This window comes from Nocardia bovistercoris, from assembly GCF_015674855.1.
GTDB lineage: Bacteria > Actinomycetota > Actinomycetes > Mycobacteriales > Mycobacteriaceae > Nocardia > Nocardia bovistercoris.
On sequence record NZ_JADMLG010000012.1, the window covers coordinates 241,060 to 259,796 of the forward strand.

Here is an 18,737-nt window from a genome sequence, read left to right on the forward strand (position 1 = left end):
GTGCTGCTCGGTGGTCCTCGGGTCGAGCGGTGCGGGAGTGTGGAGCGGCACGCGCGGACGGCGCTGTCCGCGCGTGCCCACGATTCGCGCGCCCCTCATAGTGCGCGCGAACCGGGGTCGGTGGGTCAGGCGGGGGAGCGAAGTACGTCGATGCCGCGTGCGGCCAGCCAGGGCAGCGGGTCGATCGGGCCCGCGGCGGGGTGGTGGACTTCGTAGTGCAGGTGCGGGCCGGTGGAGTAGCCGCGATTGCCGACGGTGGCGATGCGGTCACCCGCGCGGACCTGCTGACCGACCTCGGCCAGGATGTCGTCGACGTGTCCGTAGACGCCGATGGTGCCGTCGTCCTGGCGGACGCGGATCCACAGTCCGAATCCGGAGGCCGGGCCCGCTTCCACGACCACGCCGTCGGTGACCGCGGCGATGGGCGCGCCGATCGGGTCGCCGAAGTCGAGTCCGGCGTGCATGGCGCCCCAGCGCTGTCCGAAGTGGGAGGTCAGGACGCCGCCGACCGGGCGGACGGTGCGCGGCCGTGCGGCTTCGGTCGCGATCCGGTGTTGCTCCCACAGCACCGGTTCCGGCACCGCCTGCGGCCGCTGCGCCTCGGGCGGGGTGAAAGCGGTGAAGCGGTCGGGCTCGGTGGCGGCGAACTGGTCGGTGTTCGGGGCGGCGGCGAGCAGATCGGGAGCTGCTTCGAGACGGGTTTCGCGGCTGTCGGACGAGCCGTGTAGTTCGGCGCCGGTGAGTACGCCCAGCGAGGCGGTGACGACGGCGGTGACGGTCGCGGCGCGCGATGCGACGCGGCGGCGTCGGGAGGTGCCGGGTCGACGCGAAGATAACGGAACGGTCACGGGCATGAGGTGAACGTACGGGACCGCTACTACCGGCCAGTAATCCTGTGGCTACCGTCACGGCGCGGGAAACCCCTGGATATCGGTTCCGTCGGTCCGCGACTCCGCCCGCGAACTGGGTCGATGCGGACCCGATCGGTTTGACCGGCATCCGCCGAGGCGGCCACACTCGGTAAGTGCCCACTAACGGAGTCCGCGCCTTGCGCGCACTCGCCGACCCGACCCGCCGCGCGATATTCGAGGCACTGCCCGCCCGCCCGCGTTCGGTCGGCGACCTCGCCGAAACCCTCGGCATCACCAGTTCCGCGGTCTCGCAACACCTGCGTGTGCTGCGCGGCGCCCGCCTGGTGCTGATGCGCCCCGACGGCAACCGCCACCTGTACTCCCTCGACCCCCGCGGCCTCGGCGACGCCCGCGACTACCTCGACCAGTTCTGGCCCAGCGCCCTCGCCTCCTACTCGGCGGCCATGGCGACCTCGGCGACCAGCGGTTAGGCCCAGCTGCCCGGACTCAGCCGACGCGGCGGAAGGGGGTGCGGCGGCGTTCGGTGCCGGGCCAGGTGCGGCGGCTCAGTTGTTTGTCGACCGCTTCGACCACCTCGGAGACGTCGATGCGGAGCAATCCCGGGTCGGGAGTGTCGGCCTCGCGGTCGCCGATGCCGCCCGCCCACAGCACCGCGTGCCTGCCGAGCAGATGCTGCGGCGGCCCACCGCGGCGTGGCGGCGTCGGCCCGTACATGAGCACCGTGCGGGTGCCGAACGCGGTCGCCAGACGCGCGACACCGGTGTCGCCGCTGATCACCAGCGACGCCTCGGCGACGGTGGCGGCCAGTTCGATCAGGTTCTGTTCACCGGCGAGCACCCGGCGCACCGGTAGTCCGGCGCGGGCGGCGATGCTCAGCGCGATATCGCGTTCGAATTCGTCGCCGGTGAGCACCACTTCGCGGCCGATGACGAGTAGGTGCCGGATCACGGCGGCGAACCGGTCGGGCGGCCAGCGGCGGGCGGGTGCGCCCGCGCCGATGTGCACCACGACGCAGTCGCGGTGGCTGATGCTCGAGACGGGCGGCACGAGGCCGAGATTGCGGCGGTCGGCGTCGATGCCGTCGGATTCGAGCAGGTGACACCAGCGGTCGACCTCGTGCACGTCCTCTCGCCAGAGCGGGCCGCCGAGTTCGGGGAACGACGGATGGTGGTAGGTGAGGATGCGGTCGGGTTCGGTGCGGTGCAGCGCGGTGATGCTCTCGGTGCTCGGCTCGTGCAGGTTCACCGCGAGCCGAGGACGCGGGCCGTCCCAGCGCAGGGCCGCGGGATCGCCCGCGGGTACCAGCGCGTCGACCGAGGCGATGAGATCGACGATCGGCTTGAGGCGTTGCGGTGCGGCGAGCACGATGTGGTCGCTCGGGTCGGCTCGCCGTAACGCGCGCAACGCCGGGAGCGCGGTGAGCACATCACCGAGTCCGCATGCCTGTAGCACGAGTACTACCGCCACCGTCAACTCCTAGCCACCCGACACGAGTTCACTTCCGATGATTTACTTCCCGCGCGGTCGCGGCGGTAAACGTCGGATCGGTGCGCCCATATCGATGGCACCGCGCCGGGCGGCGCAGTAACCTCGCAGGTAGCGGCCCCTACAGCAAGGAGTAACCCATGGTCTCCAGGCTCAATCCGTATCTCGGTTTCGGTGAGAACGCCCGCGCGGCGCTCGAGTTCTATCGCGACATCTTCGGCGGCACGCTCACCCTCAGCACCTTCGGCGAATTCGGCGACAAACAAGCGCCGGGCGCGGATCTGGTCATGCACGGCATGCTGGAGACGCCGAACGGCTTCACGCTGATGGCCGCCGACACCCCGCCCGGTATGGACTTCACACCGGGCAGCAGCATCTCGGTGAGCCTCAGCGGCGACGACGGCGACGAGCTGCGCGGCTACTGGGGGCGGCTGTCCGCGGACGGCACGGTCAGCGTGCCGCTGGAGAAACAGATGTGGGGCGACGAGTTCGGGATGTGCCAGGACAAGTTCGGCGTCGCCTGGATGGTGAACATCGCCGCGCCGACCCAGTAGCCGACCCGGCGCGCGGTGCGCTTTGTGTAGCAAATGATCAGTAATCCTGTCGGGTGCGGAATAACATCAGGTTATGACCGCAAACAGTGTGCTCGACGGGCCTCTGCAGTCGCTCGCGAAGACGGCCTGGCAATCGGTTCTGGTCCTCGGTCTGCTCTCGGTGATCCTCGGCGTCGTGATGCTGGTGTGGTCGGGGCCGACCCTGGTCGTCGCGGGCATCCTGTTCGGCATCTACCTGATCGTCACGGGCGTGCTGCAGCTGGTGGCCGCCTTCGGTTCGGGTGTCGGCGCCGGGATGCGCGTGCTGTATTTCGTCACCGGCGTGCTGTGCGTCATCATCGGCCTGTTCTGCTTCCGCGACGAACTGGCCTCGATCATGTTGCTCGGTCTCTGGATCGGTATCGGGTGGCTGTTCCGCGGCGTGGCCCTGCTGGTCGGTGCGCTCTCCGAACCGGTGCCGGGTCGCGGCTGGCAGATCTTCTTCGGTGTGGTCACCGCGATCGCGGGCGTGGTGCTGATCGTGTGGCCGATCACCTCGACGACCACGCTGGTGCGGGTCGCGGGCATCTGGTTGATCGTGCTCGGCATCATGGAGATCGTCAGTTCCTTCGGTATCCGCAGGGACGCCAAGCAAATTCCCGCGGGCGTCTGACCGAGACCCGCAGGCTCCGGCTCGCGCGACACGCGCGTGCCGGAGTTCGCGCGTCCGGAGACAGCCACCGCGCCGCGTTCCCGACACTCCGGAACAACTCCAGCTAGAAGCGCCTTTTCCGGTATTGCCGAGATCGGTCGCTCATTGTGTGCTGTGCTCGAGTGGTGAGCCGAGTCCACTGGGGACACATCTTCCACGTCGCGGGCCGACCCACCGTCGAGGACGCCGCCGACGCGCTGATCTCGGTGCCGGACGGCGCGCTGGTCGTCGACGACGACGGCCGCATCCGCTATTGCGGCGAACGCGCCGAACTGCCCGCACCGGCGCGTGGCGATATCGTCGTCGACCATCGCCCCGGCTATCTGCTGCCCGGATTCGTCGACACCCACGTACATTTCCCGCAGACCTTCGCGGGCGACGCCTACGGCGGCGGGCAACTGCTGGAATGGCTGACCCGCTGCGTCTACCCGGCCGAGGCCCGTTTCGCCGATCCCGGGTTCGCGCGCGAGGCGGCCGTCGAATTCTGCCGCCGCCGCGTCGCCGTCGGCACCACCGCCGCGATGGTGTTCGGGTCGGCTTTCCGGCAGGCTCAGGACGCCCTGTTCGGCGAGACGCACCGGCGCGGTCTGCGGATGGTCAGCGGTCGCGGCGTCCAGACCACCGGCGAGCCCGCCGCGGCGCCGCTGTTCACCCCGGAGGCCGAGGTGGTGCGGTCGGTACGCGCTGAGATCGACGCCTGGCACGCCGCCGACACCGGCGAGGTCGACACCGCGCTGCTGCACGTGGCGATCGTGCCGCGCTTCGCGCTCTCGGTGACTCCCGAGACGCTGCGCCGCCTCGGCGAACTCTACGACCAGGTGCGCGATCGCGGCGTGTACTTCCACACCCACCTGAACGAGAACAACCGGCCCGGCACCGGTGAGGTCGACACCACCAAGCGGGTCTACGGCGTGCGGTCCTACCTCGACACCTACGACGGCCGCTTCCTGCCGGGCTCGGAGATCGGCGGCTCAACCCTGCTCGGCCGTCGCAGCATCCTCGCGCACGCGGTGCACTGTCAGGACGCCGAACTCGCGCGCATGGCAGAGACCGGGACCTCGATCGCGCACTGCCCGGTATCCCAGCAGTTCCTCGGTTCGGGCACCATGCCGTGGCGCCGCACGGTCGCCTCCGGTGTCACGGTGGCGGCGGGCACCGACTACGGCGGCGGTGACGAGTGGGCGATACCGAGGGTGCTGGCGAGCGCGTTCAAGGTGCACATCTCCGAGCCGGGCGAGGACGGTGTGTCGCTGCATCCGGCGCAGCTGCTGTTCACCGGGACCTTGGCCGGTGCGCGCGCACTCGACATGGAACGGCGCTTCGGCAATTTCGACCTCGGCAAGGAGGCCGATTTCGTGGTGGTCGACCCGTCCGGTTCGCCCGCGCTCGCCGCGACCCTGGCCGACGGGACCCGGTCCGAGGATCCGCTGCTCGCCCGCGACCAGACCTTGTTCGCCCTGCTGATGGGGTTGGACGAGCGCGCGGTCGCGGGGGTGTACGTCCAGGGTCGCCGCGTCGACGACCACTGATGTCCGCGACCGCCGTCACCGTCTTCCACCCTCCCGCCGATCTCGCCGACTTCCGCGCATGGCTTCCACGCTTCATCGAGATCGCTTCGGCTGTAGAAGGATTCGAGAAAGCCGCACGCGCGGTGAGTGACGAGCCGCTGCTCGCCCCCGGTCTCGGCGTCACCTTCCGCACCGAGGCGCAGGCGCACGAATTCCTCGACTCGCGGGCCCGCGCCGCCGTGCTCGCCGAGGGACAGCGTCGCGGATTCCTGCGCGGCGCTTCGGATCTGGTGATCGTGGCCGGGCAGACGCCGCCGCCGGGGATCGGCGTGTTCCGCCACAGCGTCGCGGCGGGCAGGGAAGCGGATTTCGTCGCCACCGAGGTGCGGCTGGTGACGCTGAGCGCGAGCTTCCCCGGATTCGACGGCGCCGCGCTGTTCGGCGACGGCGGTCCCGGCGAATGGTATTCGGTGCTGCGTTTCCGCACGCCGGGTCAGCTGGCGACCTGGATGGGCTCGGCGCAGCGGGCCGAGGCGCTGCCCGCGCTGCGCTCGGAACTGACCGAGGATTTCCTGGTCGAGGCGCACACCACGCCGTTCGGTTCCACGCTGCGCACCGTGAACGGCCGCACCGAGGTGACGCCGACCTGGAAGATCGCCATGCTCGTGCTGCTTGTGCTGTATCCGACGGTGATGACGCTGTCGCGTTTCCTCGGCCCGGTGCTCGACGCCGCGGGCGCGCCGCCGTGGCTGGCGATGTGGTTGAGCCAGATCGTCAGCGTGGCCGCGATGAGCTGGGTGCTCTCGCCCGTGGTGGCCTGGTGTTTCCGGCGCTGGCTCGATCCGGTGGACGGCGCGGGCGGGCGCGCGAGTCTGGCGGGTGCGGGAGTGGTGATTGTCCTCTACGCGCTGACGCTGCTGCTGTTCGCGTCCGTGACCTGGCTCCAGTACTGGGATTACGACAACTGAGGGCGCTACTGGCGGTAGGTCGCCAGGAAGCGGCCGATGCGGCCGATGATCGCCTCCAGCTCGTCGGCGTGCGGCAGGGTGACGATGCGGAAGTGGTCGGGGCGCGGCCAGTTGAAGCCGGTGCCCTGCACGATGTGGATCTTCTCTTGGAGCAGCAGGTCGAGGACGAAGCGTTCGTCGTCGTGGATGCGGTACATCTCGGTGTCGATGCGCGGGAAGGCGTAGAGCGCGCCCTGCGGTTTCACGCAGGTGATGCCCGGAATCGCGTTGAGCGACTCCCAGGCGCGGTCGCGCTGTTCGCGCAGTCGCCCGCCGGGCAGGGTGAGGTCGTAGATGCTCTGGTAGCCGCCGAGCGCGGCCTGCACGGCCTGCTGACCCGGCACGTTCGCGCACAGCCGCATGCCCGCGAGCATGGTGAGTCCCTCGAGGTAGTTGTCGGCGTGCTGGGTCGGCCCCGACACGACGAGCCAGCCGGAGCGGAATCCCGCGCAGCGGTAGGACTTCGACAATCCGGAGAAGGTGAGGCACAGCAGGTCGGGCGCGAGGGCGGCGGCCGCGACGTGCGCGGAGCCGTCGTAGCGGATCTTGTCGTAGATCTCGTCGGCGAGCACCACCAGCTGGTGGCGGCGCGCCACGTCGAGCACGGCGCGCAGGACTTCGGGCGGATAGACCGCGCCGGTGGGGTTGTTGGGGTTGATGAGCACGATGGCGCGGGTGCGGTCGGTGATCTTGGCTTCGATGTCGGCGATGTCGGGATACCAGTCGGCGCCCTCGTCACAGACGTAGTGCACGGCGCGCCCGCCGTTGAGGGTGGTGGCGGCGGTCCACAGCGGGAAGTCGGGCGCGGGCACCAGTACCTCGTCGCCGTTCTCCAGCAGGCCTGTCATCGCCATCATGACCAGTTCGGAGACGCCGTTGCCGAGGAACACCTCCTCGACGTCGACCTCGGTGAGGCCGAGGGTCTGGTAGTACTGCACCACCGCGCGGCGGGCGGGCAGCAGCCCCTTGGACGAGGTGTAGCCGCTCGAGCCGGGCAGGCTGCGCACGATGTCCTGGAGGATCTCCGGCGGCGCCTCGAAGCCGAAGGGCAGCGGATTGCCGGTGTTGAGCTTGACGACGTGATGGCCTTCGGATTCCAGGCGCGCGGCGTGTTCGGCCACCGGCCCGCGGATCTCGTAGGACACGCCCGTCAGTTTGCTCGACTGTCTGACCTGCATGGACACCCTCTCCTCGATACGAATGCGGCTACTCTACTTGGAATCTCCAAGTTTGCACTTGGATTTTCCAAGTGGCAGGTTACAGTGGTCACGTGCCACGCCGAAGCTACGACCACTACTGCGCGGTGAGCCGCGCGCTCGACGTCGTCGGTGACCGTTGGAGTCTGCTGCTCGTGCGCGAATTGTGTTCGGGCCCGCGCCGATACAGCGATCTGTTCGCCGACCTCCCCGGAATCAGCACCGACGTGCTCGCCACCCGGCTGCGCGAGCTGGAACGCGAGGGCGTGCTCACCCGAGGCCGCGTGCGCGGGCGCGGCGGCGCTGCGGTCTACGAGCTCACCGCGGCGGGCGCGGCATTGCGTCCGGTCCTGGACGCGCTGTCGGCGTGGGGCACACCGCTGCTCGACGGCCGCCGCGAGACCGACGCGGTGCGCGCGCACTGGTTCGCCCTGCCGCTGGGGCGTGCCGTGGCCCGGCGGGTGCGCTCCGGCGCGGTCACCGTGCGCATCGGCGAGACCGTCTTCCACGTGGTGGTCGATCCCGACGCGGGAATCACCCACCACGACGGACCGGCGCCCGCCGCCGACCTGGAACTCGACCTACCCCTCGACACCGCCGTCGCCGTCGCGACCGGCGCGCTGTCGCTGGACGAGGTCATCGAGGGGAGCGCCGCCGCGCAGGTATGACGGAAGTGTGACGTGGCGCGGGAGCGGGGATTTTCCGGCGCGGTCGCGTCGTTGTACGTGGAGCCGAAACGAGGAGGTCATGTGGCACAGGAATACCACCGGAATCCCGCGGCGACGGCCGCCCTGTCGCCCGAGCAGTACCACGTCACGCAGGAGAACGGCACCGAGCGCGCGTTCACCGGCGCGTATTGGGACAACCACGAGCCGGGGATCTACGTGGACGTGGTCTCCGGTGAACCGCTGTTCGCCTCGGTCCACAAGTTCGACAGCGGATCGGGATGGCCGAGTTTCACCAAGCCGCTCGATGCCGCGAACGTGGTGGAGAAGCGCGACTTCAGTCATCTGATGATCCGCACCGAGGTGCGGTCGGCGGGCGCGGACAGCCATCTCGGGCATGTCTTCACCGACGGCCCGAGAGCCGAGGGCGGGCTGCGATACTGCATCAACTCGGCTGCGCTGCGCTTCATCCACCTCGACGATCTCGAGGCGGAGGGCTACGGGCAGTACCGGACGATTTTCGAGGAGGACGTGTGAGCGAGCCGCGCAAGGCGATTCTGGCGGGCGGATGTTTCTGGGGTATGCAGGATCTGATCCGCAAGCGCCCCGGTGTGCTCTCGACGCGAGTCGGCTACACCGGAGGCAGCAACGATCACCCCACCTACCGCAACCATCCCGGTCACGCGGAGGCGGTGGAGATCGTCTACGACCCCGAGTCCACCGATTACCGCGCCCTGCTGGAATTCCTGTTCCAGATCCACGATCCGACCACCAAGGATCGTCAGGGCAATGACGTCGGGTCGAGCTACCGTTCGGCGATCTTCTACCTCGACGAGGAGCAGAAGCAGGTCGCGCTCGACACCATCGCCGACGTGGAGGCGTCGGGGCTGTGGCCGGGCACCGTGGTCACCGAGGTGACACCGGCGAGCGCCTTCTGGGATGCGGAGCCCGAGCACCAGGACTACCTGGAGAAGTACCCGAACGGCTACACCTGCCACTACCCGCGTCCGGGGTGGGTGCTGCCGAAGCGGCAGGCCACCGCGGGCTGATCGGCCGAATTCCGGACCGCGCCACCGTATTCGAGGTGGCGCGGTCCTTCGGGTTCCGGGGCGCGGAGCCCGGGCGCGGCTGCGTGTCCGGCGTGTCGGTGTTAGGTTTCCCGGCATGTCGATCGACCGAACCGTGCCCGCCGAACACGGAATCCCACTCACCGCGCGGGTGATCGAGGTGGTGCGGCGCGATCCGACCGCGTCGGCGCTCGACTACTGGAACGTGCCGTGGGGCGGCGAGCGACCGTTTCCGGTCGCGCCGGAAGCGTTGGCGGGGATGACGTTTCCGTCCGGGCGTCCGCTGTCGCCGAGTCTGCGGACCTGGCTGGCCTACGACACCGACCTGCTGCGTCGGCACGGATGGTTCACCGCCGAAGGCGCTTTCGCGCCGCGCTCGTTGGACGCGATCGTGGCCGCGGAGTTCGGCGAGGGTTGGGGCACGGAATTCGAGCCGCTGGCCGGGCGATTCCCCGAATGCTTCCTGCTGCCCGGTGGTTCGGACTCGCGCCGGGTGCTCGCGGTCGGCGAACCCGACGCGGTGGGCGAATATCCGGTCCTGGCGCTGGATCTCGACGACATGCCCTACGTCGGTCTGATGTATCCGGGCTTCGACGTCTACCTCGCCGACACCGCGGGCCTGGTCGAATTCGACTTCCATACCTACACCGCGCTGGCCGCTCACCCCGCCCACGCCGACCGGATGCGTGAGCACGCGGCCCACTTCTTCGGCGGCGACGTGTGCGCGGAATGGCCCTTCGGCCCGTGACGGGACCGCCCCGGCCCGTCGTGACGGGTCGGGGCGGATACCGCTTCGGAGACTGTGCGATGGATCAGGAGGCGCTCAGGGAATCGAGAAGCGCCACGATGATCTGAAGAAGTGTGTCCATGTCGTGCTCCTTATCTCTCAGCGATGGGAGGGATTCCCACCTTCGCCACCTGATGGCGATTACTCAACACTAGGCCGATCGCAATTCTGAAAAAAGTATTTCGGCGGCTTCGATGCGGAGGCTTTATCTTGTGCGCGCAATGCGTCGCTTTCGTTTCGGTCTGCGTAATTATTGCTGAAACCTGTTTGGGGAAGAATTCACGAGGAGCGTTCGATGGGTCGGTATGAATCGCCGGGCTGAGCTGCGCGGATCATGTTACCTTGCCGGGGAATGGCAGTCGTCTGCCCGGTGTCTGCCGACAGCGTTGGACCTATGGTCGGTTCACGGGCAGAAACTGTGTCCCACCTGAGGATTCGTGTGGTCTGATCCGTCCGTCGGTCCATCCGGTCGCGCCGGTCGAGGGGCGTAGGTTTTTAATCCGCGATTCCTGTTTGAGCGCGGGTGTTGCGGATATACCTGTGGCCCGCGGTTTCGCGTTGCGCGCGGTTCGATTGTATGTGCGTGCGGCGAGTGGTTAATCATGAATATTCATTCGAAAATGCGTTTTGCCATTCTTTCGAGACGCTACGAGAAATCCGTCGAACAATCCGCGCCCGTGCGCGTCCGTATCTCGCACGCGGTGCGCAAGGAGTACTTCGCCTGCGGGTGCGCGCTCGGCGGAGGTGTCGCTAGGCGCGTCCGGCCCCGTCGCTCGCGGGCTCGAGCGGTACCGGACCGCGCAACTGCCGCGCCGCCGCGCCGAACCAGCCGTCGTCGTAGCGCGCGCCCTCCCGGTCGAAGACGCGGCGCAGTTCGTACCAGCGCAGCCCGGGGTGGCGGTGATGCACGCCGTGCAGGTTGAAGCTGAGCGCGAAACCCTCCAGCGCGCGCGGCAAGCGCAGGTCGAGGGCTTCCAGCGGTGCGTCCAGCGCGGTGCCGTAATGGTAGGAGTTGTCCGAGAACGAGATGATCAGCGCGCGGGCGAACAGTGCCGCCGCCAGCATCCAGCCGTGCGGACCGTAGGCCAGGAATGCCGCGACGTGCAGGACCAGCACGGCGGCGGCGTCCACGCGGAACTCCGGCAGCACCCGATCCCGCGCGAGACGTTCGAACACCATGCCCGCGATCGAGTCCGGTTCCTCGACCCGCCTGCCGAAGGCGCGCACCGCGGCGGCGGGCAGCAGCGCGAGCGCGAGCGCCGCGACCTCGAGCAGGTACAGGCCGCCGAGCAGTCGCGGGTAGTAGCCCGCGGCCGCGCTCCGGCGGCTCGTGGTCGCCGGGTCGTATACCTCGGTGCGCTCACGGGTCCTGTTGTACCGGTGGTGCAGCAGGTGACCGATCTTGAGCAGGGCGAACGGCGACCCGTAGAGGATCGCGAGCGCGCGCCCGCAGTAGTCGTTGACGGTGCGCCGCCGGATCAGCGAACCGTGGATCGCCTCGTGGATCAGCGACCAGAACGGCGTGGTCGCGAGCCCGATCGGCACGAGCAGCCAACCCCACGCGGTGTCGCGCGGCAGCAACACCAGCGGCAGGACGAACAATTGGCTCAGCCCGATCGCGAGCGCCACCGCCGTGAGCCGAGCGCTGATCGACCTGCCGGTGTCGCCGGATCCGCGCGGGCCGCGCGGCCCCGGACTCCCGTCGACGGTCCGCGTTTCCCTCATCCCGCTGCCCTCGTGTACCGCGTCGAGCCGTCACTCCGAGGCATATGGTGTCACCATCGGGGCGGCCGTGACAGGTCGTCGACGGAGGTGACGAGTCGTGCTCGGCCCGGCGTACGCGGCCGAGTGGAATTCCGAAGATGCTGTCCGGCAAGAGGTTCGGGCGAGGGTGCGGCGGTGAGAGTGAACGTCTCACTGGTTCTCGCGTCGTGAGGTGTTCACCGGCACTACACCCGATCGGGGATGTCGGGCACTCGGGGGAGCCCCGCCGTTCGCACCCGGTTCACCCGCGTTCGGCCGGGGGCGAAGCCGTCCGCAAGTCGTCGCCAAGTCCGGTGCGGAGGCTGAGTGTCGGAACCGAACATCGACGGAAGGCAGGTCGGCCGATGCCCACCGATATCAGATTCAAAGCACTCAACACCGCGCACCGCGCCGTCATCGCGATCACCCGGGGCAGGCTCGGCACCCGATTCTTCGGAATGCCGACGCTGGTCCTCACCACGGTGGGACGCAAGTCGGGCCGCCCGCACCGGGTGGTGCTGACCGCGCCCGTCACCGACGGCGACGCCATGATCGTGGTCGCCTCCCGCGGCGGCGACCCGGTCGACCCCGCGTGGCTGCACAACCTGCGCGCCGAACCCTCGGTGCGGGTCTCGTTCCGCAACGGGCCGACCCGCCCGATGACGGCGCGCGAACTCCCGCGCGGGGAGCGCGACCGACTCTGGCCCCGCGTGGTCGAGGCGCAATCCGGCTACGCCGACTACCAGGACAAGACCACCCGCGTCATCCCGCTGGTCATGCTGACACCGGGACATGCGGCGGGCAACAGCGTCGACCGGAGTAGCCCTGGTTCGGGACGCCGCGGGCATCGGTGAATGCTATTCGCGGGCTGAACTTTCCGCCGCCGCGCTGAGCCGAGGTCCGGTCTCGGACCCCGAAGGAATCGCCTCGCGCGGGGCGGATTTCGGGTCGAGGGCCTGCGTCCCGCGCGTACGGCGTCGCAGGTGCAAGTAGCCTGCGGCGAACACGGCGATGGTGAGCCAGAGGTAGGCGTTGCGGTAGAGCGGGTCGATGTCGCCGTGCGCGCCGTAGTCCAGGACCGTATTGGCTGTGACGCCGAGCTCGGGCAGCACGCCGCCGGAGACGATCACCGCCGCGACCAGTGCGAGTAGGGCGGCGGCGATATCCCGGCCGCGCACGGCCGTCTCGACCAGTGCGATCAGCAGCGGCGCGACCCACACCCAGTGGTGCACCCAGCTGAACGGCGACACGGCCGTCGAGGTGATGCCGCACAGCGCGACCGCGTGCAATTCGTGGCCGGTCAGCGACAGGCGTCGCGCGAGATACAGGCACAGCGCGGTGAGGGCGAGCGCGCCGAGCAGCCACAGTGCCTGGTGGAGTCCGTCGACGCCGATCGCGCGGGCGAGCAGTCCGCGCAGCGATTCGTTGGAGGTGTTCTCCGGTACGCCGACCCGCGCCGGATCGGCGAACGCGCCGCTCCAGAAGGTGAGCGAATCCTCGGGCATGGCAGCGAATCCCAGTGCCACGGTGGCGACGAAGGCGCCCGCCGCCGTGCCCGCGGCCCGGTAGCGGCGGGTGGCAAGTAGGTAGAGCACGAAGAAGGCGGGCGTGAGTTTGATGCCCGCGGCGATACCGGTGAGCGCGCCTTTGAGGCGGGAGGAGTCGGGCAGCGCCATATCCACCGAGACGAGCAGCAGCAGAGCGATATTGATCTGTCCGAAGGCCATGGTCTGGCGGATCGGCTCACACCACATCAACAATCCGGCGACCGCGACGGAACTCACGGCGAGGCGGGCGTCGCGTCGATAGCCGAGCATGGACAGCGCGGCGAATACCGAACCCGCCGCCATCGCGAAATTCCCGAAACCGCCGAGCCAGGTGTACGGGTCGCCGGTGAGTCCGGCCAACGGCACGAAAAGCAGTGCCGAGAACGGGGTGTAGACGAATTCCCAGACGCCGCGGGTATTTCCGAGCAGCGGAGTATCGTAGACCGAATCGCCGTCCAGCACCCGATTTCCGGCGATCTGATAAACGCTGAGATCTTTCAGGTGCAACATGAACTGCGGCAGGTCGAGCACCTGCTGGAGATAACGCGCACCGGCCACCGCGCCGAGTACGAGAATCGTCCAGAATGCGAGCGGCGGCAGTGTGCGGACGTGCGGTGTTTCGGCCGTCGATGACGGCGTGCCCACCTTCGCGATCGTCGGCAACGACACAGTCCTCCCGGGCGTCGGTTTCGGATTCGCGTTCCCACGCTAGCGGTATCCGACAGTCCGGGCCACCTCGCCCGCGTATTCGGTGTCGCGCGTGAATTCTCGCGCGCGACACCGATCGGCGGGTCAGGCCTTGTGCGGAACGGCGGTGACCAGGCCACCGTCGACGATGAATTCCGAGCCGGTGGCGTAGGAGGATTCGTCACTGGCCAGGAACAGCACGAAGGTCGCGACCTCTTCGGGCTGCGCGGGACGGCCGAGCGGAATGGTGACCAGATCGTCCGGGATGTTCTCGGTCATTGGCGTGCGGATCAGACCGGGATGCAGCGAATTCACCCGGATGTTGTGCTGGGCGAGTTCGAGCGAGGCCGATTTCGCCAGGCCGCGCACACCCCATTTGCTGGCCACGTAGCCGTGTGCCCACGGCGCGCCGCGCAGACCTTCGATGGAGGAGACGTTGATGATGGATCCGCCGCCCGCGGCGATCATCGGGTCGACCACGGCGCGGATGCCGAGGAAGGTGCCGGTGAGGTTGATGTCGATGATCTTGCGCCACTTGTCCAGGTTGAAACGCTGGATGGGTCCGCCGTTGATGATGCCCGCGTTGTTGACCAGCACGTCGACCTTGCCGAAGGAGTTCACCGCCTCGGCCACCGCCGCGTCCCACAGCTCCGGCTGGGAGACGTCGAGGTGCACGTAGCGGGCGGCCTCGCCCAGGGAGTCCGCCAGCGCTTTGCCCTCGTCGTCGAGGATGTCGCCGATGACGACCTTGGCGCCTTCGGCGACCAGCAGGCGCGCGTGCGCCGCGCCCATTCCCTGAGAACCACCGCTGATGATCGCGACTTTGCCGTCTACACGTCCCATGGGCGTCACGCTAGCATACGAACTGGAACGTGTTCTAGACAATTGTCTAGAGTGGTGACTGGTGGGACAAGCCGCCGTTCGGAACCACGTCCAGGAGGAGAACCCGAATGTCTGTCCGTGTAGCTCACATCGGCACCGGCAATGTCGGTCGGCTGGCGCTGGCCGGCGTCATCACCCATCCCGACCTCGAATTGACCGGCCTCGGCGTCTCGACCGAGGCGAAGGTGGGCAAGGACGCGGGCGAACTCGCCGGACTCGACATCACCACCGGAATCACCGCGACCACCGACATCGACGCCGTGCTCGCGACCCGCCCCGACTGCGTCGTCTACTGCGCGATGGGCGACACCCGCTTGCAGGAGTCGCTCGAGGACGTCCGCCGAATCCTGGCGGCGGGCATCAACGTGGTCGGCTCGGCGCCCGGCCTGCTGCAATACCCGTGGAAGGTGTTGCCCGGCAAGTTCTTCCGGCCCATCGAAGAAGCCGCGCAGCAGGGCGACGCGAGCGTGTTCATCACCGGCGTCGACCCCGGATTCGCCAACGACCTCATCCCGCTCGCCTTCGCGGGCACCTGTCAGCGCGTCGAACAGATCCGCTGCATGGAGATCGCCGACTACGCCACCTACGACGGCGCCACCGTCATGTACGACGTGATGGGCTTCGGTCAGCCGATGGACGAGGTGCCGATGCTGCTGCAGCCGGGCGTGCTGAGCATCGCGTGGGGCACGACCATCCGGATGATCGCCGCCGGACTCGGCATCGAGGTCGACGAGATCGTCGACAGCTACGAGCGGGTGCCCGCCCCCGAGGCGTTCGACATCGCCGTTGGCACCGTGCCCGTCGGCGGCGTCGCCGCGCTGCGCTTCGAGATCCGCGGCATGGTCGACGGACATCCGGCGATCGTCATCGAGCACGTCACCCGCCTGCGCGGCGACCTGTGCCCCGACTGGGCGCAGCCCGCCCAGGAAGGCGGCTCCTACCGCGTCGAGATCACCGGCGAACCGTCCTACACCGTCGACATCTGCCCCACCAGCCTCGCGGGCGACCACAACCACGCCGCGATCGTCGCCGCCGCGGGCCGCATCGTGAACGCGGTACCCACCGTGGTAGCCGCCCCTCCCGGCATCCGCACCACCCTCGACCTGCCCCTGGTCACCGGCAAGGGCGTCTACACCCCGCCGAACAAGCCGCAACCGGTCGGGTAGGTCCGAAGCGCACGCGCGGCATCGTCGGCCGGTCGTCGACCCGCGACCACCGGCCCCGACGACCCGCGCTCGCTATACCGCCTCGCGGTGCACCTTGCGGGCGGCCAGGACCATGGGGATCTGGAACGGTAGGCGGACCACCGCGACGATCTTCATCGGGAGCGGCTTGCGTTCGTCGCGCACCCAGTCGACGGCCATCTGGACATTCGCCGGGTAGACCGCGATCAACAGCAGTTCGGCGAGTCGACCGCCGAGTTTGCGGGTGCCCGGGATCAGCAGTGCGGTGGCGACCGCGAGTTCGGCCACGCCGGACCACAACGTATAGCTACGCGGTTTGCCGGGCAGTTGCTTCGGAATGGTCGAATCGAACTGTTCGGGGACGACGAAATGCAGGACTCCCACGCCGGCCAGCAATGCGGCCAGGCGCCGTGCGGTCCGGGTGTTCGTTGTCGCGTCGTGGTCGGCCACGGTGCTCTCCTCACTCTCCGAATCTTCGGAGCCGCTGTGAACCCGGCCCAACTTAGCCCGCGGGGTCGCGGGCCGTCGAGACCCGGTCGGGCCACCCGGCCGCGGCGGTCGCCACCGGGACATCGGCGCTACAGGGTCACGGGCGAACCGGCGAGGTCGGCGGAGAGTCCGCTCGGATCGCACGGTGGTCGCGAGCCCGCGGGTAGGAGGAAATCCGATCGATATCCCTCTTGCGCTGTGAAATGTCCAATTCGGGCCGGGCGCGGGCCGTGTCACGGCGCCGCCGATATCTAATGACGCCACCCGGGTGCGAGGGGAGTGGCGTGATGTCGGAGATCATCGAGGTCGTCGAGGAATATGTGTTGCCTCGACACCTGATCTGGGATGTGCTGATCGATCCGCAGATGTACCCTCGGCTGTTCCGCGGCGTCGGCGCGTGCGTGCAGGTGGATCTGGTGAACGGTCAGCCCGTCCTCGACTTCCACGTCGGCACCCCCGCCGTCGGCATGGGTTCGCTGCGCGCGCACCTGACCGTCGGGCGGCGCTACGAGGAATTCGATCTGCAATGCCCGCGTTCGGGCAGTCTGGTTTCGGTGCGCATCCGGTCCGAGGGGGCGCGCACCACCGTGAAGGTTATTCTGCTCGGCGCGGGCCGGGTACATCCGTTCATCCAGCGCCAGGGGGCGGGCGCGGTGCGGAAATGGATCCGTCGCGGCCTCGAACAGGTCGCCTCCTTCGTGTGGTGGGAGCCCACCTCGACGCTGTCGGGGGATCGGGGCGGGCGTGCGCCCCGGCTGCGCCCGATGCTCGCGCGCCACGTCGCGCGCTCCCGCCCCGATATCGTGGTGCGGCAGTGGGCGGGACTGCTGCGCGGCCGGTTCGACGTCGTCGCGGACTTCACGGCCGCCGCCGCGCACGCCCCCGACCGGGTGGCCGTCATCGACGACTGGGGCACCGTCACCTACGGCGAACTGCATCAGCGGGCCCGATTGCTGGCCGCCGCGCTGGCCGAGCGCGGCATCGGCTCGGGTGACACGGTCGCGCTGCTGGCGCGCAACCACATCGAAGCGCTCCAGGTCATCGGCGCGACCGCCGCTCTCGGCGCCGACCTCGTGCTGCTCAATACCGGGATGTCGGCCGAGCACGTCGCCGGACTCGTCGAATCCACGGGCGCCTCGATACTGTTCGTTGACGGTGAACTGGAGATGATGGCGCGGGCGGTCGATCCGCGGATCACCATGTGCAGCACCGACGGTCGCTCCCTGTTCCCGGCGTGGCCGACGGTGGAGGCGATGGTGCAGTCCGCGCCGTGCGGGCGTCGACGGCGGCGTTCGCGCACGGGTCGGGTCACGGTGGCGACCACCGGCGCGGCGGGATCACCGCGCCCGGTGTGGATTCCGCGACACCGCCCGATCGCCGGATTCGAGGATCTGTTGTCGCGTATACCGTTACGCGTCGACGACGCCATGCTCCTCGCCGTGCCGCTCTCGCACAGTTGGGGACTCGCCGCGTTCCAGACCGCGGTCCTGACCCGCGCGCGCATGGTGTTCACCGACGATTTCGATCCCGAGGACTGCCTGTGGCTCGTCGCGTCCTACCGGATCGACGTCCTGGTGCTCGCGCCATCGATGCTGCGGCAGCTGCTCGAGCTGCCCATCCAGGTGTTGACCCGGTACGACGTGTCGTGTTTGCGGGTGGTCGCCTGCTGCGGGGGACCGCTGCCGAGTGCGCTGGTCCTGCGGTTCCTCGACGTCTTCGGCGACATCCTCTACAACGTGTACGGCACCGCGGAGTCGTCGTGGATCTCGATCGCGGGCCCGAGGGATCTGCGGGTGTCGCCAGGCACCGTCGGCCGTCCGCCGACCGGCACCGAGGTCGCGATCATCGGACCCGACGCGCGGCCGGTGCCGGTCGGCGCGGTGGGGCGCATCATGGTGCGCAACCGCATGATGCTCGACGGCTACGACGAGTCGGCTCGGCACCTGCTCGACACCGGCGACGTCGGCTACGTCGATGTCGCCGGTCGGTTGTTCGTGGCGGGTCCGGCCGCGGATTCGGTGGTCACCTCGGGGAAGCGGGTGCTGATCCGCCCGGTCGAGGAGGTGCTGGAATCGCTGCCGCAGATCGACGCCGCCGCCGTGCTCGGCGTGCCGGACCGCGATCGCGGCCAGCGCCTCGTCGCCTTCGTCGTGCGCGCACCCGATTCGGCGCCGGACGCGGAATCGGTGCGCGACTACGTCCGTGCCCGCCTCGGTTCGCTGTCGGTCCCGCAGGACGTGCATTTCCGGGACACGTTGCCCCGCAGCGAGATCGGAACCGTGCTGAAGCACCTGCTTGTCGATAGCGACGGCGCGGTGTCGCGACAGGACGATCCCGTACCGCAGTGGAGTCGGTGAACCGGGTCCAACGACG

Annotated in this window: 19 protein-coding genes; 12 read left to right on the plus strand and 7 right to left on the minus strand. The window is 68.9% G+C overall.

The genetic code is table 11. From position 1 onward, the window contains the following. Positions 1–125: 125 nt before the first annotated feature. On the minus strand, positions 126–854 hold the full coding sequence (locus IT779_RS26730) for a M23 family metallopeptidase (RefSeq protein ID WP_196152180.1): 729 nt from the start codon (positions 852–854) through the stop codon (positions 126–128). A gap of 170 nt (positions 855–1,024) precedes the next feature. Here IT779_RS26730 and IT779_RS26735 point away from each other — a divergent pair, with 170 nt between their 5' ends. Further along, on the plus strand, positions 1,025–1,342 hold the full coding sequence (locus IT779_RS26735) for an ArsR/SmtB family transcription factor (RefSeq protein ID WP_196152181.1): 318 nt from the start codon (positions 1,025–1,027) through the stop codon (positions 1,340–1,342). Between the two features lie 16 nt (positions 1,343–1,358). On the opposite strand, the gene IT779_RS26740 is transcribed toward IT779_RS26735, so the two are convergent. Further along, positions 1,359–2,339, minus strand: a complete 981-nt coding sequence (locus tag IT779_RS26740; protein ID WP_196152182.1) for a glycosyltransferase family 9 protein — start codon at positions 2,337–2,339, stop codon at positions 1,359–1,361. 158 nt (positions 2,340–2,497) lie between these two features. On the opposite strand from IT779_RS26740, the gene IT779_RS26745 reads away from it, so the two are divergent. The 4 genes from IT779_RS26745 to IT779_RS26760 all read left to right on the plus strand — a co-directional run bounded on the left by IT779_RS26745 (position 2,498) and on the right by IT779_RS26760 (position 6,078). Continuing rightward, entirely contained in the window at positions 2,498–2,911 is a 414-nt protein-coding gene (locus IT779_RS26745) for a VOC family protein (RefSeq protein WP_196152183.1), read from the plus strand. 73 nt (positions 2,912–2,984) lie between these two features. Beyond that, positions 2,985–3,563, plus strand: coding sequence for an HdeD family acid-resistance protein (locus tag IT779_RS26750; protein WP_196152184.1), 579 nt, complete (start codon positions 2,985–2,987; stop codon positions 3,561–3,563). 164 nt (positions 3,564–3,727) lie between these two features. Continuing rightward, positions 3,728–5,131, plus strand: a complete 1,404-nt coding sequence (locus IT779_RS26755; protein ID WP_408637798.1) for an amidohydrolase family protein — start codon at positions 3,728–3,730, stop codon at positions 5,129–5,131. Continuing rightward, positions 5,131–6,078 (plus strand): antibiotic biosynthesis monooxygenase, encoded by a 948-nt coding sequence (locus IT779_RS26760; protein ID WP_196152186.1) that lies wholly within the window; start codon positions 5,131–5,133, stop codon positions 6,076–6,078. The genes IT779_RS26755 and IT779_RS26760 overlap by 1 nt, the downstream gene beginning before the upstream one ends. A 5-nt stretch (positions 6,079–6,083) precedes the next feature. Here IT779_RS26760 and IT779_RS26765 read toward each other — a convergent pair whose 3' ends face one another. Beyond that, positions 6,084–7,295 carry a pyridoxal phosphate-dependent aminotransferase gene (locus IT779_RS26765; protein WP_196152187.1) on the minus strand — a complete coding sequence of 404 codons (1,212 nt, stop codon included), beginning with the start codon at positions 7,293–7,295 and terminating at the stop codon, positions 6,084–6,086. A 92-nt stretch (positions 7,296–7,387) separates the two neighbouring features. Between IT779_RS26765 and IT779_RS26770 the strand changes: the two genes are divergently transcribed. The 4 genes from IT779_RS26770 to IT779_RS26785 all read left to right on the plus strand — a co-directional run bounded on the left by IT779_RS26770 (position 7,388) and on the right by IT779_RS26785 (position 9,793). Then, positions 7,388–7,981: a winged helix-turn-helix transcriptional regulator gene (locus tag IT779_RS26770; RefSeq protein ID WP_196152188.1), complete on the plus strand. Its 594-nt coding sequence runs from the start codon at positions 7,388–7,390 to the stop codon at positions 7,979–7,981. An 81-nt stretch (positions 7,982–8,062) separates the two neighbouring features. Further along, positions 8,063–8,515 (plus strand): peptide-methionine (R)-S-oxide reductase MsrB, encoded by a 453-nt coding sequence (msrB, locus tag IT779_RS26775; RefSeq protein WP_196152189.1) that lies wholly within the window; start codon positions 8,063–8,065, stop codon positions 8,513–8,515. Beyond that, complete coding sequence (gene msrA, locus IT779_RS26780; RefSeq protein WP_196152190.1) at positions 8,512–9,027, plus strand: peptide-methionine (S)-S-oxide reductase MsrA; 516 nt, start codon at positions 8,512–8,514, stop codon at positions 9,025–9,027. The genes msrB and msrA overlap by 4 nt, the downstream gene beginning before the upstream one ends. A gap of 115 nt (positions 9,028–9,142) precedes the next feature. Continuing rightward, complete coding sequence (locus IT779_RS26785; RefSeq protein WP_196152191.1) at positions 9,143–9,793, plus strand: hypothetical protein; 651 nt, start codon at positions 9,143–9,145, stop codon at positions 9,791–9,793. Between the two features lie 789 nt (positions 9,794–10,582). Here IT779_RS26785 and IT779_RS26790 read toward each other — a convergent pair. Next, positions 10,583–11,557 carry a fatty acid desaturase family protein gene (locus IT779_RS26790; protein ID WP_196152192.1) on the minus strand — a complete coding sequence of 325 codons (975 nt, stop codon included), beginning with the start codon at positions 11,555–11,557 and terminating at the stop codon, positions 10,583–10,585. A gap of 383 nt (positions 11,558–11,940) precedes the next feature. On the opposite strand from IT779_RS26790, the gene IT779_RS26795 reads away from it, so the two are divergent. Beyond that, a complete protein-coding gene (locus tag IT779_RS26795) occupies positions 11,941–12,429 on the plus strand; it encodes a nitroreductase/quinone reductase family protein (protein ID WP_196152193.1) in 489 nt (162 codons plus the stop codon). 3 nt (positions 12,430–12,432) lie between these two features. Here IT779_RS26795 and IT779_RS26800 read toward each other — a convergent pair whose 3' ends face one another. Both IT779_RS26800 and IT779_RS26805 read right to left on the minus strand, forming a co-directional pair. After that, on the minus strand, positions 12,433–13,791 hold the full coding sequence (locus IT779_RS26800) for a glycosyltransferase 87 family protein (protein ID WP_332838977.1): 1,359 nt from the start codon (positions 13,789–13,791) through the stop codon (positions 12,433–12,435). Between the two features lie 123 nt (positions 13,792–13,914). Continuing rightward, positions 13,915–14,652: a glucose 1-dehydrogenase gene (locus IT779_RS26805; RefSeq protein ID WP_196152194.1), complete on the minus strand. Its 738-nt coding sequence runs from the start codon at positions 14,650–14,652 to the stop codon at positions 13,915–13,917. 107 nt (positions 14,653–14,759) lie between these two features. Here IT779_RS26805 and IT779_RS26810 point away from each other — a divergent pair, with 107 nt between their 5' ends. Continuing rightward, positions 14,760–15,857 (plus strand): NAD(P)H-dependent amine dehydrogenase family protein, encoded by a 1,098-nt coding sequence (locus IT779_RS26810; protein ID WP_196152195.1) that lies wholly within the window; start codon positions 14,760–14,762, stop codon positions 15,855–15,857. A 72-nt stretch (positions 15,858–15,929) separates the two neighbouring features. Here the strand turns inward: IT779_RS26810 and IT779_RS26815 are convergent, their stop codons facing one another. Next, positions 15,930–16,325 carry a DoxX family protein gene (locus tag IT779_RS26815; protein ID WP_196152196.1) on the minus strand — a complete coding sequence of 132 codons (396 nt, stop codon included), beginning with the start codon at positions 16,323–16,325 and terminating at the stop codon, positions 15,930–15,932. A 326-nt stretch (positions 16,326–16,651) separates the two neighbouring features. Between IT779_RS26815 and IT779_RS26820 the strand changes: the two genes are divergently transcribed. Beyond that, positions 16,652–18,721 (plus strand): AMP-binding protein, encoded by a 2,070-nt coding sequence (locus tag IT779_RS26820; RefSeq protein WP_196152197.1) that lies wholly within the window; start codon positions 16,652–16,654, stop codon positions 18,719–18,721. The last annotated feature ends 16 nt before the right edge of the window (positions 18,722–18,737 follow it).

Bases quoted from the DNA above. Each gene is read 5' to 3' on its own strand.
- IT779_RS26730 (WP_196152180.1), bottom strand. From the start codon at position 854: ATGCCCGTGACCGTTCCGTTATCTTCGCGTCGACCCGGCACCTCCCGA.
- IT779_RS26745 (WP_196152183.1), top strand. From the start codon at position 2,498: ATGGTCTCCAGGCTCAATCCGTATCTCGGTTTCGGTGAGAACGCCCGC.
- IT779_RS26750 (WP_196152184.1), top strand. From the start codon at position 2,985: ATGACCGCAAACAGTGTGCTCGACGGGCCTCTGCAGTCGCTCGCGAAG.
- IT779_RS26760 (WP_196152186.1), top strand. From the start codon at position 5,131: ATGTCCGCGACCGCCGTCACCGTCTTCCACCCTCCCGCCGATCTCGCC.
- IT779_RS26765 (WP_196152187.1), bottom strand. From the start codon at position 7,295: ATGCAGGTCAGACAGTCGAGCAAACTGACGGGCGTGTCCTACGAGATC.
- IT779_RS26785 (WP_196152191.1), top strand. From the start codon at position 9,143: ATGTCGATCGACCGAACCGTGCCCGCCGAACACGGAATCCCACTCACC.
- IT779_RS26790 (WP_196152192.1), bottom strand. From the start codon at position 11,557: ATGAGGGAAACGCGGACCGTCGACGGGAGTCCGGGGCCGCGCGGCCCG.
- IT779_RS26795 (WP_196152193.1), top strand. From the start codon at position 11,941: ATGCCCACCGATATCAGATTCAAAGCACTCAACACCGCGCACCGCGCC.
- IT779_RS26805 (WP_196152194.1), bottom strand. From the start codon at position 14,652: ATGGGACGTGTAGACGGCAAAGTCGCGATCATCAGCGGTGGTTCTCAG.
- IT779_RS26810 (WP_196152195.1), top strand. From the start codon at position 14,760: ATGTCTGTCCGTGTAGCTCACATCGGCACCGGCAATGTCGGTCGGCTG.
- IT779_RS26820 (WP_196152197.1), top strand. From the start codon at position 16,652: ATGTCGGAGATCATCGAGGTCGTCGAGGAATATGTGTTGCCTCGACAC.